General features: G+C 45.9%; 12 protein-coding genes. 10 read left to right on the forward strand and 2 right to left on the reverse strand.

Annotated elements, in window-relative coordinates:
- Positions 1 to 310: 310 nt before the first annotated feature.
- From NOM01_RS09365 to NOM01_RS09410, 10 genes are all read left to right on the forward strand, one after another.
- Positions 311 to 1,336, forward strand: a complete 1,026-nt coding sequence (locus NOM01_RS09365) for a Wadjet anti-phage system protein JetD domain-containing protein (RefSeq protein WP_342742017.1) — start codon at positions 311 to 313, stop codon at positions 1,334 to 1,336.
- The gene (locus NOM01_RS09370; protein WP_093673245.1) at positions 1,306 to 2,820 is read left to right on the forward strand and encodes a replicative DNA helicase; all 1,515 of its coding nucleotides are present in this window, start codon (positions 1,306 to 1,308) and stop codon (positions 2,818 to 2,820) included. Before NOM01_RS09365 ends, NOM01_RS09370 begins: the two co-directional genes overlap by 31 nt.
- The gene (locus NOM01_RS09375) at positions 2,807 to 3,550 is read left to right on the forward strand and encodes a DUF6063 family protein (protein ID WP_093673247.1); all 744 of its coding nucleotides are present in this window, start codon (positions 2,807 to 2,809) and stop codon (positions 3,548 to 3,550) included. Before NOM01_RS09370 ends, NOM01_RS09375 begins: the two co-directional genes overlap by 14 nt.
- Positions 3,534 to 7,949: a coiled-coil domain-containing protein gene (locus NOM01_RS09380; RefSeq protein ID WP_255748259.1), complete on the forward strand. Its 4,416-nt coding sequence runs from the start codon at positions 3,534 to 3,536 to the stop codon at positions 7,947 to 7,949. Before NOM01_RS09375 ends, NOM01_RS09380 begins: the two co-directional genes overlap by 17 nt.
- Before the next feature lie 436 nt (positions 7,950 to 8,385).
- Positions 8,386 to 9,306 (forward strand): RpnC/YadD family protein, encoded by a 921-nt coding sequence (locus NOM01_RS09385; RefSeq protein ID WP_093673251.1) that lies wholly within the window; start codon positions 8,386 to 8,388, stop codon positions 9,304 to 9,306.
- A gap of 670 nt (positions 9,307 to 9,976) precedes the next feature.
- Entirely contained in the window at positions 9,977 to 11,176 is a 1,200-nt protein-coding gene (locus NOM01_RS09390) for a pyridoxal phosphate-dependent aminotransferase (protein ID WP_093673253.1), read from the forward strand.
- Positions 11,173 to 12,180 (forward strand): D-2-hydroxyacid dehydrogenase, encoded by a 1,008-nt coding sequence (locus NOM01_RS09395; protein WP_093673255.1) that lies wholly within the window; start codon positions 11,173 to 11,175, stop codon positions 12,178 to 12,180. Before NOM01_RS09390 ends, NOM01_RS09395 begins: the two co-directional genes overlap by 4 nt.
- Positions 12,181 to 12,195: 15 nt before the next feature.
- The gene (locus NOM01_RS09400; RefSeq protein WP_093673257.1) at positions 12,196 to 12,660 is read left to right on the forward strand and encodes a GNAT family N-acetyltransferase; all 465 of its coding nucleotides are present in this window, start codon (positions 12,196 to 12,198) and stop codon (positions 12,658 to 12,660) included.
- A gap of 332 nt (positions 12,661 to 12,992) precedes the next feature.
- A complete protein-coding gene (pdxR, locus tag NOM01_RS09405; protein ID WP_093673259.1) occupies positions 12,993 to 14,495 on the forward strand; it encodes a MocR-like pyridoxine biosynthesis transcription factor PdxR in 1,503 nt (500 codons plus the stop codon).
- Positions 14,496 to 14,513: 18 nt separating this feature from the next.
- Positions 14,514 to 15,707, forward strand: coding sequence for an aminotransferase-like domain-containing protein (locus NOM01_RS09410; RefSeq protein WP_255748260.1), 1,194 nt, complete (start codon positions 14,514 to 14,516; stop codon positions 15,705 to 15,707).
- Positions 15,708 to 15,765: 58 nt separating this feature from the next.
- Here NOM01_RS09410 and NOM01_RS09415 read toward each other — a convergent pair whose 3' ends face one another.
- Positions 15,766 to 16,332, reverse strand: coding sequence for a biotin transporter BioY (locus NOM01_RS09415; RefSeq protein WP_255748261.1), 567 nt, complete (start codon positions 16,330 to 16,332; stop codon positions 15,766 to 15,768).
- Between the two features lie 175 nt (positions 16,333 to 16,507).
- Complete coding sequence (locus NOM01_RS09420) at positions 16,508 to 17,077, reverse strand: helix-turn-helix domain-containing protein (RefSeq protein WP_370646029.1); 570 nt, start codon at positions 17,075 to 17,077, stop codon at positions 16,508 to 16,510.
- Between the last annotated feature and the right edge of the window lie 160 nt (positions 17,078 to 17,237).

Below are 17,237 nucleotides of genomic sequence, written 5' to 3' on the forward strand. Positions count from 1 at the left end.
GGATCCATCTGTGATTGCTAGAGAATTAAACAGGCCGATAAAACGTATAAAGAGACCGATAAACTCCGGAAACGGACCGATAAAACGCGCAAACGGACCGATAAATTCTTCAAACGGACCGATAAACTCCGGAAACAGGCCGATAAGATCAGGAAATCCGAACCTCCGCAGTTCAGGTGTTCATTCATAAATACCACGTTCACCTGGTAAAATCCCCGTTGGCTTAAAAACTATGCCGCAAATACATCGAAAGTTAAGTATAATGAGACTATAAGCGAACTGTGAGCGGAGGTGCGCGTGATTGGATGAAGTGACAAAGCGTTTAACAGAATTTTCAAAGAAAACCATTGAGTTAGGCGAGCTTGAGAAACTGCTCACGCCGTTTTTTCAGACCTATGAAACATTCGCGGACAGGATTCTTCAGTTCGAAAAAGAGAACGTATTGATCATGGTGCGATCCACCGGTCGGACGACACGCACACCGTCGCTCGCACTCAAATACCGAATCAATAAAAGTGCGCTGAGCGGGAATTACCACAAAGAGCTTCAACGCTATCGGGCTAAGCTGCACACGGCAATCAATCTTGACGGGTATTATCGCGCGGATCCTTCATTGTGGGAAAAACATCTCCCGTATCTCCTCAAAATTGATCGTTATCTCAAAACACATGGTTTTCCGACTGACCTCGTTCCTGCGCCGGAGCGAAGCTATGAATTGGTTGAGGATGAGAAGTGGATTGATGAGAAGGGCGGGAAGGAACTATTAGAAAAAATTGGTTTGTATGCTCGCCTTACTATTATCCCCGTCTCAGATCCTTTAATGTTCGCAATCAATCCGCTTAAACTAAATGAAAAAGAACAGTATCATCTGATTGTTGAAAATAAAACAACCTATCAAGGCCTTCTGCCGGTATTAAAAGAGACAGATTGTGCGACACTGATTTATGGGTGCGGCAAGGCAGTTGTTAAGAGTATTGAGCAGTTTCCCATGCAATATCCGATCAGCGCCAAGCATCATTTCTTGTACTTTGGTGATTTGGACAGGGAAGGACTGTCAATCTGGTACTCTCTTAATCAGAAACAAGCAGCGCGACCGGCATTACCGTTTTATCAAGCCTGCTTAAAAAAGGCCCCTGCCGTTGGCAAAGCGTATCAGCGATCTCGAAGCGTTGCAGAGGATCAATTCCTTGCATGTTTCTCAGAACAACAGGCAGAACGAATACGCACGATGCTTCATGATGGAAAGTACTATCCGCAAGAAATTCTGAAGACGAGAGAATTACAACATATATGGAGGGGAACGGATTGGAAGAGCTTGATCTGCGCGAAATCGTAAACGGCTATAAGGAACGGATGCGGCGGCTCGCTCTGTTCGATCCACTATATGAGCTGGAGCGCAAGCGCGAACAGGACCACGAAAAGAATGACGTTGATATGAAGGGACTGGGTTTGCTTTCGCTACTTTTCTTTTTTGAGCAGAAATTGATGCGCCAGTACAAGGCCGGGGCGAAACAATTGGCCGCTTTTTTGGAAAAGGTGATTGCGGCTCAGTATCAGTTGGATGAGAACGATTATGAACGTATCGCCCGATCAATTATTCAAACCTTCCGTCCCACAACCGGGAAAAAACGGCGTTATATCTTTTTTAATTGGGAAACAAATCAAGAGGACAGCATTGACTATTCGATCTTGAAGGCAAACTCATTCGACTTGAAAACGAACACGCAATATTACACTTTGGACGAGGATGGACTCGAACTCGTTTTCGCCACCAAGGAGTTTTACAGTGAATTTCAACTGTCGATTAATCAGCTGATGCTTCGGAAACAGCTGGACAAGGGAGAGTTCAAAGGCGCGCTGCGGCAGATTAATGAAATGCGGATCGATGTCGAGAGTCTTGAGGAGCGCATGGGGCGGCTGAAGCATGAAATTCAGCGCAGTATTGTGTCGGAAGAGACCTTTGAGCGCTACAAGCAGCTGCTGGAAGATATCTATGGACGGCTCAAACGTGAGGACGAAGAATTCAAAGAGCTGCGCCAATTTGTTAAGGAAACACGTGATCGGCTGTATGCAAAGGATGTGCATAAGCGGGAGATCCGTACCTATGATTTGGTTTTGACGATCGCGCGCGAACTGGAGTCTGTGCATTATGACCATTCGCGGCTTTTGGAGCAAACCCTAGATTTGAAAAATACGACGCTGCTTACCGCTCAGGAATCCCTGTACTACACCGGTATTCAAGCATTCAATTTTGATCAGGATCTTACCGCGAAAATCCTGGCTACGCCATTGCCTGCCGAAGCAATGATCGGAGTCCTGCAACCGTTTCTTAACGTAGAAGAGAATGAAACATGGTCGCCGCTCACGGTCCTTGCCGACCAAAAAATCAATGAAGAACGTGAGGAACGCGATGATCAGGGATTTGTTGAAGCGGACGAGCATGAAGAGGATCAATCCTACCGGCACGCGCTGGCTGAAAAATACAAACAGCTCATGGGTCTTTTTCTGAGTGCCTATGAACAAGGGCAGGGGCAAAATTTGTCCCGGTTCATGAATTTTCTTGAAGCACATGAACATGCGGAATTATTGGAACGACGCTATTTTTACCAATTCTGGCTGATTCTTCATCAACGCTCGCCAATCAGATACGGCGAATCAGAGGATGAGGAAAGTAATGCCATCCTTGACGAAGCGCTCGCACTACTCGAAAACCGAACGCTGCATGTGCGTGAGGGTAAAGGACTGATTCGAAAATCCAAGCGATTTTCCATCCAAGAATTGCAAATCCATTTGGAGGGCGAAGAAAATGAACTATTCTGAACATAAAGTTGTCAAGGCATTTCGCCTTTATACCGTGCTCGCCCGCGATGGCGTGGCGGGAGATGACGCGGTGCAAAGTTATCGGGCGGATGACGAGCTGCGAAGTCTTCTTGATACGTTCAGCCATGAGGTGGATTGTGTGATCATCAGTACAAGCGAGCAGCTGTTTCTTGTGCCGGAGACGAAGCTCTCGCCATTCCATGTCAGCAACGAATGGATCAAGCGCAACTATTTGCGCAGCGGGGCGACGAACGGAGATCTTTATCTGCTCTATTTCGCGACACTGATCCTGTTCGGCAGTTTCTACGACACGTACCAAAGCCAGGAGCCGACGCGTCTTTTTTTGCGCATGGATGAATGGATCCGTTTTATTCAGGAACGGATTGATCAGCTCAAAACGCATGACGAGGATGAACTCAAGCAGCTGGAAAATGAATTTTTCTATAACTGGCGATTGATTATTCAGAAATGGGACGACATGGATGATATTAAGGAACAGGCAAAAAAGCAGAGCGGCAATACAATCAGCCGAATGAGTTTTATTGATACGGTGAAACGATTCTTGGTTGATCAAGACTTGGTGCAGGACATCGGTAATGAGGAGATTCGGCTGACGGAAAAGGCGAAGACGATTATCCAACGCTATTTTATGGAAGTCGAATACAATAAGGGGATTTTTGAATTCATTTACGGCTTTGAAGGAGGTGCAGAGCATGCCGACGATCAGTAAAATTCGCTTGACGAACGTGATCTATGAAGAAGGAAACAAACGCTATAATGATGAGTTGTTCCTTTTTGACGGGCACAACGGCGCGATTCTGATTGAGAACGGCGGCGGGAAAACGGTATTCATTCAAACTGCGCTGCAGGCGATTCTGCCGCACACCGATCTGGCCGACCGCAAGATCAAAAATACGCTGATGCTGGAAAATGCCCCGGCGCACATCGCGATTGAATGGATCACGAATGAGCGGCCGAGACGCTACGTGGTCACGGCGGTCTCGCTTTACACCGTGAAAAATGGCTTGGATTCGCTGCGCTATGTCTATGAATACAACGAAAACGATCCAAACGGAATCGAGGGCATTCCTTTTGTCCGAGAGACGCGTGAGGGTAAGCGGGCAGCCGAACGCGGCGAAATGCAAGACTACTACGCCGGCATGCGCGAGAAGACGCTGAGCGCGCAAACCTTCAAAACGATTAAAGAATATAAGACATTTCTCGAGGAACAGTACACCATTATTTCGAGCGAATGGGAAAGCATTGTCAAAATCAACAGCTCGGAAGGCGGCGTCGAAGCCTTTTTTGATGAATGTAAGAATACCAATCAACTGTTCGACCGCTTGCTGATTCCGACCGTGGAAGATTCGATTGTCGGTCACGACAGCCACCTCTTCGCCGATTTGTTTGAACAACAGCTGGCGAGTTTGAAGAATTACAAAAAACTGAAAGAAACGATTGAGGAAAATAAACAGATCAGCGGCGAACTGGAAAAATACAGCGAAACCTATGAGACGCTGCATGAGTACCAAATGGACTATGAGAAAGCGAAGCAGCGGGCGAAGGGCGTATGGAATGAGATTATTTTGGAGCATCGCAAGCAGATCGCAGCGCAGGAAGCAAACAGCACAAGTCTGCAAGAATGGAAGGCGGACAGCTCTGCTCACGCGCTGAAGTCGGATTCGTATACCATTTTTGTTGAACAATCGGTACTGAGCGCGCGTGAAAGTAAGTATAAGAAGGCGCTCGCGGCACAAACAGGAATTCAGGAAGCGTTGCAGCAAAACAGGCATGAACTTCATGCGTTGAAATGGGCGAAAGCTAAGCAGGAACGCACGGAACAGGAAGACGCGCTACGTTTGTTTGAGCAGCAGCTGGCACAATTTGATCAGAAGGACGACGCCGGCAATCTTCGTGATCAGCTGGAGACGGCGCGGCGGGAACTGCTCGGCTGCTACGAGCGAGATCTGGCAGAACTTGCGAAGATCGAGCAGGAACTAGGCGGGCAGCTGCAGCCGATTCTTAAGCAGATTGAGGCGGACGAGCAGACAAAGAAGAATGCGTCCGGCAAGGAAAAGGGGCTGCTTGCCCGTCTGTCGGAAACCAAGGGTGCTGTGAAGACGCGCCTTGAGCAACTAGAAAAATTGAAACGGGAACTGCTTTCGAATCCGGAACAAGAAACGGTTAAAGAACAGCTGGTTAAGTGGCAGGAACGTGATCAGCTTCTTGATGAAACAATTATCAAATTCAATCAGCAGGAGAAGGAAGCGCTGATTTATAAAAAAGAGGCTGAAGAGCGGAAAGCAGCTGTACAAACGGATCGTATTGAAACCAATCGGGCAATGGATCGGCTGCGCGCCGAGCTTGCCGCGATGGAGAAAGCGCAGCGCGCAGTGATTGAGCAGCTGTCCGCGCTGCGCCGTCAATGGTCCGCGCTTGAAACCGTCTATCTTGAGCCGGATTCCATTGAACAGCGGATGCTTGAGAAGATGAATCAAATCACGGCGGATCGCGAAGCGCTTTTCCACAAAGAGCGGATCGCGCGACGGTTTGTCGACGACCATGCCGACCAGAGCGTCTTTTTCGGCGACACATTTATGGAAAAACAGCTGTTCTCGTGGAAAAATCAAGTTGATTATCTTGTCAGCGGCGTAGACTATCTCCAGTCGATGAGTGAGGAGGAACGCAAAAACCGCCTGCGTTACCCGCTCTGGCCATTGACGCTGGTGACCACCAATACAGATAAGCCGAGAGTGGTTGATAAACTGAACCACGTTGCCGATCGGCTTCAGTATCCGATCACGGTGCTCACAACCGAAGAAGCGCTTGAGGTGCATGAACGGAGTGCAGTCCGTTCATGGGTGGCGCCGAGTCATTGGCAAGGAAACACGGACGCGGTGACCTTCGCTGAATGGAAGAAGCAAATTGGCATTGAGGCGGAAAAGGTGACCGCAGACCGCGTGGCAAAGGAGCAGGAGCTCGCTGAATGGAAGGATGCGCTCCGGGCGTTCCGCCAATTTTTAATGGACTATCCTTATGAATCAACTGATGAAAAGAAAACAAAGCTCGGCGAACTGACCAATAAGAATGAGCAGCTTGCCCTGGAGCTTCGACGTGAAGAACAAATGCTCAATGATTTGGATGCCCAGATCAGCAACGGCCGCGAAAAAACCGACCAATATCGTGAGGAGCGGCATGGACTGGCTCGCTATATTGAAAAGGGTCATGAGTACCTTCGTGTTGAGAAAATGGTTGCAGAGGGACGCAGCCTTGAGCAGCAACTAAAAGAAAAATTGCAGCTTGTGGAGCAAGAACTCGATGCGGTGAACCAAAAGCTGAACCGATTGAATGCTGAGCGCGGGACCCTTGAACGCAGGGCGGCAGATATCAAGCTGCAACTGCAGTTGCTGCGCCAGGATGATGACTACCAATCGTTGAGCGAGCTGACACCTGCTGCAACCAATGAAAGCAAGAAAGTAATTAAGGATAAGATTGACATTTTACGGTTGAAGCTGCGCGAAATTGATACGGCCCGAGGCGAATGGATCGCCAAACGTGACGAAGCTGTTCGAAATATAAAGCGGCTCACGGACGAAATGGAACTGCTGCGCCGCAGCGAGGGAACGATTGATGAATCGCGCGCGTTTCCTGTTGACGGCAAGCAGCAGATTCAGTCGCTGCAGGATCGTATTTTCGCCCAGATCAAGGAAGAGAAAACATGCGGCGATGACGTTCGGCAGGCGGAAACTGAAAAAAATAAGCAAGAAGGAAAGCTGGACACGCTCGTCATCCAGTTTGAAAAAAGTTATCCAAATGAAGAACGGATTGCTTTTGATACCTATGACGGAAATGTCGAAGAGGATCTGGCCGCAGAGATAAAACACTTGAATGAACGAAAAACTTATATTGATCAGGAAGCCGTCCGAATTGAACAGGATCGCAAAGCGATTGAGTCTGCAAAGTATAATCTTGAGATGTTTGAGGAAGCGCATCATTTTAAAGCGCCGGATGTTTCGCCGATTTCTTTGACGAATGAGGAGATTCTTGACTTTACGTACAATCGCAAGAAAGTTGTTGCTGCGACAAAGCACAGCCTGAAGGAAAATCAAGGCCGCGTTGCGGAAGGCGCGAGCGAGGTCTCAAGCGCGCAGCGCGCATTCCGCGCGTTTTGTCGGGCGAATATTTCCGATGTGAAGCTGCGGCAGATGGCAATCAGCGGCATTGAAACGAAACAGAGCTACGAAGCCATCATTGAATTCAAGAAAAATATGGCAACGCGCATTGAGAGCATTTCCCATTATGCGCATGAACATATCCGCCAAAGTGATAAGGATCTCCAACTTTTCATCGACCAGATTCACACGCATCTGCGTACGCTGGCCGAAGAATTGCGACAGATTCCAAAGAAAACCAAGGTGAAGGTACAGGACGACTGGAAACCGATCTACGCCTTTAAAATTCCTGATTGGAACGAAGAGGAAGGCAAAACGCGAATCCGAAATTACATCGAATGGATTTTGACTCAGCTCGAAGACGAGCGCTTCTTGGACGAAGAGCGTCGGCAGGACAGCGGAAAGGTTCGGAAGGAACTGGACATGTGGCTCCAATCCAAACAGCTGCTGCGTATCGTCATGGACAATGAGGTGCTGAAGGTCAGCTGCCGCAAAGTGGCCAATGACAATACAGTAACAACGCGCGCGTACTCATGGGAACAAAGCAATATCTGGTCAGGAGGAGAGAAGTGGAGTAAGAATATGACGCTTTTCTTAGGCATTCTCAATTATGTCGCCGAGAAAAAGAAACATATCCAATCAAGTGCCAAGCTGCACCGTGCCGTTATTCTCGACAACCCGTTTGGACAGGCATCCAGCGATCACGTGCTGAGTCCGGTATTCTTTGTCGCGCAACAACTCGGCTTTCAGATTATTGCATTGACAGCCCTTGCCGAAGGAAAATTCCTGCAAGACTACTTTCCAGTGATTTACAGCTGCCGCTTAAGGGGCTCGTCCGGATCGGGCAAACAAGTCATGACCAAGGAAAAATGGATCCGCAAAGCCTTCTTCGAAGACCATGATCCCCAGGTTCTCGAACGGCTTGGCGAAACCGAACAGCTTGGATTATTTGATTGAACAAGTGAAAATGATAAGAAGAGCCTGATTCAGGGCTCTTTTTTGCTGGTTAGGAATTGATCATATATCAACTTGTGGATAACTAAATCTTTGGTTAACTCGTTTTAAAACTTCTGGAGAAACAGAACCTGGCTATATGAAGCAGCGGGATCCTCAACAACCACTTTGGTTGATTTAGGTAAACGGTATCTCGAGCAGGTGAATTGATCTCTGGTCGCCTTTATGAAGGGTTCGAATGCAGTACCTATGCTCGATTGAAGACACAACCGATGCCGAGTGTTCGGTAACGTCATCCGTGGCACTGTTTTCTCTAAAATACTTGAAGTATTTTTTTTCGATATAAGGTATACTTATAGCAAACACGACCATTTGTTCTCTTCTTGATTTGCTTCACACATTCCTCTTGATCGAAACATACCCCGCAAGGAGGCTTCCTATGTCTATAGACCACGATCGACGCTTTAAAGTCCTGCTTCACGAGTTTTTTGATGAATTTCTCGAAGCCTTCTTCCCAAAGATATACCAGGCACTTGATCTTTCCGACAAGAAATTTCTTTCCGAGGAACTGTTTGCGGATATGGTCGAAGGCGACAAAAAACGGGCAGATGTTATCGCGGAAACAAAGCTGAAATCCAATAAAGATGTCATCCTGATTGTCCATCTTGAAGCACAGAATTATTACCAAGATAATTTTTCCGAACGGATGTACATCTACTACAGCATGATCTATCTGAAATTTCGAAAACCTGTTTTACCCATCGCTATTTTCAGTTATGATGGAGTTAGAGATGAACCGGACGAATTTGTGGTAAAAGTACCGCATCTAATGGTTGTTAACGAGTTCCATTTTCTGAAACTTGAACTTTCCAGAATGAGCTGGCGAAAATTTATGTACAGCAATAATCCTGCCGCCGCCGCGCTAATGAGCAGGATGAACTACTCAAAAAGGGAACGTGTGCAAGTACGACTTGCTTTTATCAGGCAAATGATTACAATGCATCTTGGAGAAGCACGTGAAAGCATGATCAATGGATTTTTCGAAACCTATCTTCAATTAAACAAGGAAGAGGTGGATCAATTGATGGACCAAGCAAAAAAACTCCCGGAAGAAATTCGTGAAGAAGTGCTCAAGTGGCCCAATTCTTTTTATGATCGCGGAAAAAAAGAGGGAATTGAACAAGGCATAGAACAAGGCATAGAACAAGGAATTGAACAAGGCATTGAACAAGGAGAACGAAAAGCAAAAGAACAATTCGTCCGAAAACTGTTGCAAAAAGGAATGAGTCATGCTGAAATCAGCGAGCTAACCGGATTGAGTGAAGTAGCGATTAAATCGATGGAAATCACCGGTGAATGAGCCGAATTATAGAGTTCACCCAATGAATGACCGCCTGCCATATTTGCTAGTACAGGGGAAGATGGAACCTCGTGTTCCAAGAATTGTTTTGGAGCACGAGGTTCCATTTTTTTGCTGTCTAAGAAAGCTGATTGGATGCTAAGCGATTAAAACCACGGTAATTCTTGTCGATACAATTTTATTTACTCTTATAATTGATAATTTCCTTAAGCTTTAGGGCTTATCGGGTTTTGTTGTTTAACGGGAAGTTGAATTTCTTCTGCAATGACGTGGTATTTAGCGAACATACCTGCACTGTATTTTGTGAATGGGTATAAAATACAGTTGACACTTTTTAAAAAGTCTGATATAAATAGAATCACCAACTCAAAGGGAGTTTTAAGTCATGATCAAATCAGGCAAACTCCAATTGAATAACTTTTATTACTACTTTGGTTTCTTTCGTTAGTGTTTGCATTCGCTTCAACAGGGTGCAAACACTTCAGCAGAAGGTTGCATCCATGCGGAAGCCAAGGCGGTACGATTTAACTTGGAAAAATAACCACATGGATTAAGAATCAATAATCCGTGTGGTTTTCATTTATCGCGAGAAATTCCGATCGCCCATGGTTATTGAAGCCGTGGGTGATTTTTTTCGCACAAAAATTTTATAAAAGGCAGGTAACGAAAAATGACCCACTCATTAGTTGGCAAAATGAAAACGGAATTGAACTTGCTTAAGCCTTCGGACATTCTGAAATTCGATCAGGATATTTCAGGAATCCCGGATATCATTAAATTGACACTTGGCGAACCGGATTTCAACACGCCCGAGCATATTAAAGAAGCGGGAAAACGCAGCATTGACAATAACCGGAGCCACTATGCACCGCCTGCAGGAACACCGGGTTTAAGAAAAGCAATCAGCAATTTTCTCAAGGAAAAATATAATTTATTTTACAATCCGGATCACGAAATTCTTGTTACCGCCGGTGCGACGGAAGCGATCTACACCGTGCTCACATCGATTTTGAATCCTGGCGATAAGGTGCTGATTCCGACACCGATTTTTCCTTTATACATTCCGGATACGATTCTAGCGAAAGCGGAACCGGTATTCATGGATACCTCATCAAATGGTTTTGTTCTTTCGCCTGAATTACTCGAAGAAACACTTGCAAAACATGGTGACGCGGTTAAGGCGATCGTCTTCAATTTCCCGACCAACCCAACCGGTGTGACGTATCGCAGAGAAGATGTGAAGGCACTCGCAGCAATTTTGGAAAAACATGATCTTTTTGTCATTAGTGATGAGATTTACAGTGAGCTCACCTATGGCGAACACCATGTTTCCATGGCTGAATATCTGCCGGAACAAACAATCGTGCTTAACGGTGTATCAAAATCGCATGCGATGACCGGTTGGCGAATCGGCTTCATTTGTGCACCGGCCGCGATTACGACGGAGTTGAGCAAGATTCATCAGTTCACAATTACCTCAGCGACAACGATGGCCCAGGACGCGGCTCAGGAAGCATTTGAAAATGGAATGGATGACGGTGCGGAAATGCGTGTGGAATATGAAAAACGGCGCGATTTTGTTTATGAAGAAATGAGCAAAGCCGGCTTTGCTTGCGTGAAGCCGGAGGGCGCTTTCTATCTGTTCGCCAAAATTCCGGAAACCATGATTCAAAAAAGTCTTGATTTCTGTACGGATCTTGCATACAAGGCTAAGGTCGCTGTGATACCCGGCGGTTCTTTTGGCCCCGGTGGTGAAGGCTATATTCGAATCAGCTATGCGGCAAGTATGGAACAGTTGACGGAAGCGATGAGTCGAATCGCAAACTATGCGGCGACTATTAGTGAAGAACAAGGGAGCGTGCAGCGATGAAAGTGATTATGTTCAGTGTACGAGACGATGAGGAAGCAGCAATTAGGAATTGGGAAAAGAAAACCGGTGTTCACGTCGACATTAACGATTTGGAACTGGATGCGGAAACCGTGCAGAGGGTCAAGGGTTATGATGGCATCGTCATTCAGCAGCGTAATCGTATTAGTGATCCGGTGATCTATGAGACTCTGGAAAAATTCGGCTTGAAGCAGCTCACATCACGAACCGCGGGTTTTGATATGGTTGATCTTGAACAGGCGACGGCGCATGGTTTGGCTGTGACGAATGTTCCGGCCTACTCGCCGAATTCTGTTGCAGAATTGGCCGTAACGCAGACGATGCGGCTGATCCGCAATCTGCCGCTGTTCGACGCGCGAGGTGCCGAACAGGATTTTCGATGGGCAGGACTTCAAGCACGGGAAATCCGCTCACTGACTGTCGGCGTTATTGGTGCCGGACGAATCGGCGGAACGGTTGCCCGCCTGTTTAAAGGGCTTGGCGCGACAGTGATCGCAAATGATATCGTTGAACGTGATGATTTGCGTGACGTGCTCAACTATGTTTCAAAAGAAGAACTTTTGAAGACAGCGGATGTTGTAACGCTGCATGTTCCGCTGATGGAATCAACCACCCATTTGATTGACGCGGATGCACTTGCGTTAATGAAGCGCGACGCGTTCCTTGTGAATGCATCACGCGGACCAGTCGTTGACACAGATGCTTTGATTGCGGCGTTGACTAATAAAAAAGTTGCCGGAGCTGCGCTAGATACATTAGACGGCGAAGAACACTTCTTCAATCAGGATTTGCGTGGCAAGGATATTCCAAGCAAGCAGCTGAAAACACTGCGCGCGATGCCAAATGTATTAATTACGCCGCACATCGGTTTTTACACAAATCTAGCGGTGCAGAATATGGTTGAAATCAGCTTGAATGATGTGCTCGCAATTTTGAAAACAGGTCGGAGCGAGCATCAAGTTAACAAAGTGGCTGTTGAAAGCTAAAAAGAAGGTCAGCTCATGGAGATTGTACAAACAAAGGATGCCGCACTGATCGCCAGGCTGAATGAACCAGTTCAAGCCTTACATGCCGAGCTGTATCCTGAGTACTTTAAGCCGTATCGTTTTAATGAAATTCGTCAATGGTATGAAAGGGTCATCGCCAGTGATCCTGATTCAACGTTCTTAGTGATTGAAGATGAAGGTCAAATCGCAGGCTATGCTTGGATTCAAGCTTTGAGTCGAAAAGAAAATCCGTTTATGATAGCTCGAACTGCACTCGAGATTCATCAATTCTGCATCATGCGAACCGAACGCAGAAAGGGTTATGGGACTTTTTTGATGAGCTACATTTGTCAAATGGCCAAAAACAAAGGGATAAATGAGATTGATCTTGATTACTGGGCGGACAACGAAGCAGCAGAGCTATTTTATAGGAAGCAAGATTTCAAGGTATACAGAAAAGCTGCTCATCGGATCGTGTAAACAAACAACAACTATTTAAGTGAAGGAAAAATGCGTCACGCAGATCATATACTGCGTGATTTTTGTATTCGAAAAGATCTTCATGTCTATCCTATAGTTCTGGATTTTTCTCGGATAAAATGACGAGTTTCCCAGATTGCTTCCCAGTATGACCTATAAATCGTTTTAAACTTTTATGCTTCACAGTTCGTCAACTATGCACTAGATTTGAACAATTTTTTTCATCAGAATTGGATTCACAGCATTAGATCCAATTGGATCTTTTCGGCGGACATTGGTATGGATATGATAAGAATAATCACTTTTCATACTTAATAAAAAAGGAGGCAGCTATGAGACTGGAGATTAACCGAGAGGATCCGATGCCTGTCTATTTGCAAATGGCGAATCGAATTAAGGAACAAATACTGTCGGGAATTCTTCCGGAAGGCTTTGTTTTACCGCCTGAACGAAAGATGGCGGATGATCATCACGTTAGCCGAACAACTGTCATCAAGGCTTATGAAGAACTCAAAGCATTGGGGCTCGTGATGTCCAGAGTTGGACAAGGGACTGTGGTCACTGAAAGGAAACTTCCTGCAACGAATGGATCGGAACCGCTTATTTTTCCGATGTCTTGGTATCCGCTCTTCGATAAAAAAATCACCAATGTTAGCGATACGGTGAGTGAGATCATGTATATCGGCAATCAAGGCAATATGATTTCTCTTGCGGCAGGTATCGGCGATCCGAGTTTGTATCCAGTCGATGAGCTTCGAGAAATTCAAAATGAGCTGCCGATCGACAGTGATCATCTGAATTTATGTCCTGTTGAAGGTTACTATCCGCTCCGCAAAAGTATTGCCCAATTGATGGGTTCTCGCAACTTATCCGTTACTGCAAAAGAAACAATGATCGTGACCGGATCGATGCAGGGCATTGATTTCGCGGCGCGAACATTCTTGTCTCCCGGTGATGCGGTTATTGTTGAAGAACCAACTTTTTTGCAGGCGATTCAATGCTTTAGGGCAACAGGCGCAAGGATTATTGGCATTCCTATGGATGAGGAAGGTATTCGGCTAGACATCCTCGAGGCACAGTTGGCACGGTATAAGCCTAAACTTATCTATACAATCCCTAATTTTCATAATCCAACGGGTGTTTCGATGAGCATGGAACGAAGAATGGGGCTGCTGAAATTGGCGTATCATTTTCAAGTGCCGATTCTTGAGGATGATCCTTATGGAGATATTGCGTTTGATCAAGAAAAATTGACGCCGCTTAAAGCACTTGATCCGTATGGATATGTGATCTATCTCAGTACCTTATCGAAGGTTCTTTTTCCAGGCTTAAGGATCGGCTGGGTTGTTGCGCCGGAGCCAGTCATGAAAAAATTTGTGCTGCTCAAGCAGATTACCGATTTGCATGTGAATACGGATAGTCAGATCTTGATTAACCGATATCTCAGAAAAGGACTTTATGAACCACATCTCAAAAAGATTCTGCCGATCTATAAAAAGAAAAGGGACGTTGCTATTAAAGTGCTTAACGAAGAAAAGGGACTCGTTCATTTTGAACCTCCCGAAGGCGGCTTTTACTTATGGTGCCGAATTCCTTACTCTGTACCGCAAAAGAAATTACTTGCGTTATGCGCGGATCAAGGAATGATCTATACGCCGGGAACGGTGTTTTTCCCTCAAGAAAGCGATGGGGAGCACTGGCTGCGATTGAATTACACCTATGAGACGATAGAACGCTTGACTGAAGGGCTGAACCTGCTCATTAAGGCGATAAAGAAGCTAAGTGTGCAGAATGAGCCATCAGATAAGGAAACCGGCGTACGCCCAATCGTTTAAAAAAGAGAGGAAGATCCCATGATGAAACTTAACTTTTCAGAATGCGCGAGAAGCGTATCCAATTCAGCAACACGAGAAATATTAAAAGTAACAGAGCAGCCTGAGATTATTTCCTTCGCAGGTGGGCTTCCGGCGCCTGAGTTATTTCCGGTAGCAGGTATTAAAGCAGCCTGTGAGGCGGTGCTCGATGAAGCAGGGGAACAAGCGCTTCAGTACAGTACAACTGAAGGTTATCTTCCGCTGCGTGAGGCTATTGCCGAGCGGATGCGTACTCTTGGAATCGTCACGACTCCGGAACATTTGCTTGTTCTCACGGGATCTCAGCAAGGGCTTGATTTGACTGGTAAGCTGTTTCTGGACAAAGGAGATGTTGTGATCTGCGAGAGCCCCACTTACCTTGCGGCGATCAATGCGTTTAAGGCGTACAGCCCCCGATTTGTCGAAGTACCGATGGACGATGGCGGTATGAGAATGGATGAACTTGAGCTGGCGCTCCAGGCAAATCCTAATGCTAAATTCATTTACACAATCCCTGACTTTCAGAATCCGACCGGACGAACGATGAAGCTTGAACGACGAAAAAAGCTGGTCGAACTTGCGAATCAATACAATATTGTGATATTAGAAGACAATCCGTATGGTGCGATTCGTTTTGTCGGGAAGGATCTGCCACCTGTAAAACATTTCGATACCGAGGGCAGAGTGATCTATTTGAGCACCTTCTCAAAGATCTTCGCTCCTGGCCTGCGTCTGGGATGGATCTGTGCTGATGAATCCATTCTTAACAAATACGTTGCGTTCAAGCAAGCGACCGACCTGCATACAGATAGCTTTGCGCAAAGAGTCACGGCAAAATACATGGAGCTTTTTGATCTGGAGGAGCATATTCAAAAAATTAAGGGTGTCTACCGTGCGCGTCGGGAAAAAATGATGGAATGCATTGATGCGTTTTTTCCAAAACAACTCAAGCACAGTGCTCCCGAAGGCGGACTGTTCATTTGGGTGGAGCTTCCTGAAGAGATTAATGTCCAAAATTTATTTAAGAAGTGTTTGGACAACAAGGTTGCCTTCGTGCCGGGGGATTCGTTCTTCCCAAATGATGCAAAGATCAACGCATTCAGATTGAACTACTCGAACATGTCTGAAGAAAAAATTGTTGAGGGCATGAAGCGGATCGGAAACGTTTTAAATGAAACGTTGATGCTCGTGTGAACGAAAAAACAGCTCTTCTGGGGATCGTACCGCCTGAGAGCTGTTTTTTTACGCTTAGTTAAGCTGTTGTTTGCTGATTTCCGGATTTCAATAGTCCAAATTTGGTCAGGCGCTGGCGAACCTGAATGCCGACAACGCTGGCGATGACTGCTTTAACCACACCCACAATGAGGAATGGATAAACACCGGCAGCCAATGACTTCGCCCAAGAAAGGTCGAGGACATATTTCAATTGGATCGTGCCGATTGCTAAGGTGACGAACATGCCGACAATGTTGGCGATGATCGCCATTGGTGTAGTGAATTTCGTGTATTCGAGAATCAATCCGGTAACAAGTGCGGCAACGATAAATCCGGTAATATAACCTCCGGATGGCCCAAGAATAACGCCGAATCCGCCGCTCATTCCTGCGAAAACAGGAAGGCCGATGGCACCGAGTCCGGCGTAAACAATCATTGATACTGTGCCATATCTGCTTCCGAGAACAGTGGCGGTAAGTCCAACAGCCAGCGTCTGACCGCTTATCGGAATAATGGGTAACGGAATGGTGATCTGCGCGAGAATAGCAGTAATTGCCGCAAATAGTGCGCATAAAATTAGGTTCTTTAATCGTGTATGATTCATAATGAATAAGCTCCTTCGTTTATATGTTAACCCAAGCAAATAATAGGTTAACATACATGGAGGCTAATTACTATATTTTTTTATTAAATCGCAGGTGTATTGATTTCAGAATTAAAATACAGATGCACACCAATAAGCCAAAATAAAAACCCAACTCTTTTTAGAGGGGGCTTCACTACATGGAATGATAGGATATAACAAAATGCAGGATGGCTAGTGTTGAAGAAGGGTTAATGTATTTATGATCCAGATCGCCTTTGAATTTAATCGAATCATACGCGTTTAGATGATACGTTTCACCGCCCACTTCCAATTCCAATTCGCCGGACATGACAGTGACGTATTCGTTTACGCCAAATTGATGTGCGGAGGATGGATACTCGGCATTCGGCTGAAGGTAACCGCGATATAATTCATAGAGTCCATGCGATTGGAAGAGGGGTTCGGCAACAAAAATCTTATCTGAGCTGGCTAGCTTCATGCTGTCTTCTTTGCGCGCGATTGACACATCGGACTCTATGGACAGAAGCGCACTGACCGGGATATTCAACCCGTTCGCAATCTTCCAAATGACGGATAGGGTTGGGTTGCCGTCACCGCGCTCAACGTTCATGAGTGTCAGTTTGCTGATACCGATCTTGGTCGCCAAATGCTCAAGGCTCATGCCTCGGCTTGTCCGAAATTGGCGCAGATTGGCTCCAATTCGCTTACCGGCATTGCCGTCTTCCCAAGGGTTGTTCTGCAAGACTATCATCTCCTTGGTACATTTTAATATACAAAAGATAAATTAATATATACTTGATTTCCTGCGTCCTTACTCGTGACTTCAGTCATGAGTAAGGACGCCCTTCTTTTGTAAAAAAACGAACATTTGTGCTATATTTAAGGTAACCATTTTTTACAAA

Origin of the sequence: Sporolactobacillus sp. STSJ-5, from assembly GCF_024385605.1 — a bacterium.
Classification (GTDB): domain Bacteria; phylum Bacillota; class Bacilli; order Bacillales; family Sporolactobacillaceae; genus Sporolactobacillus.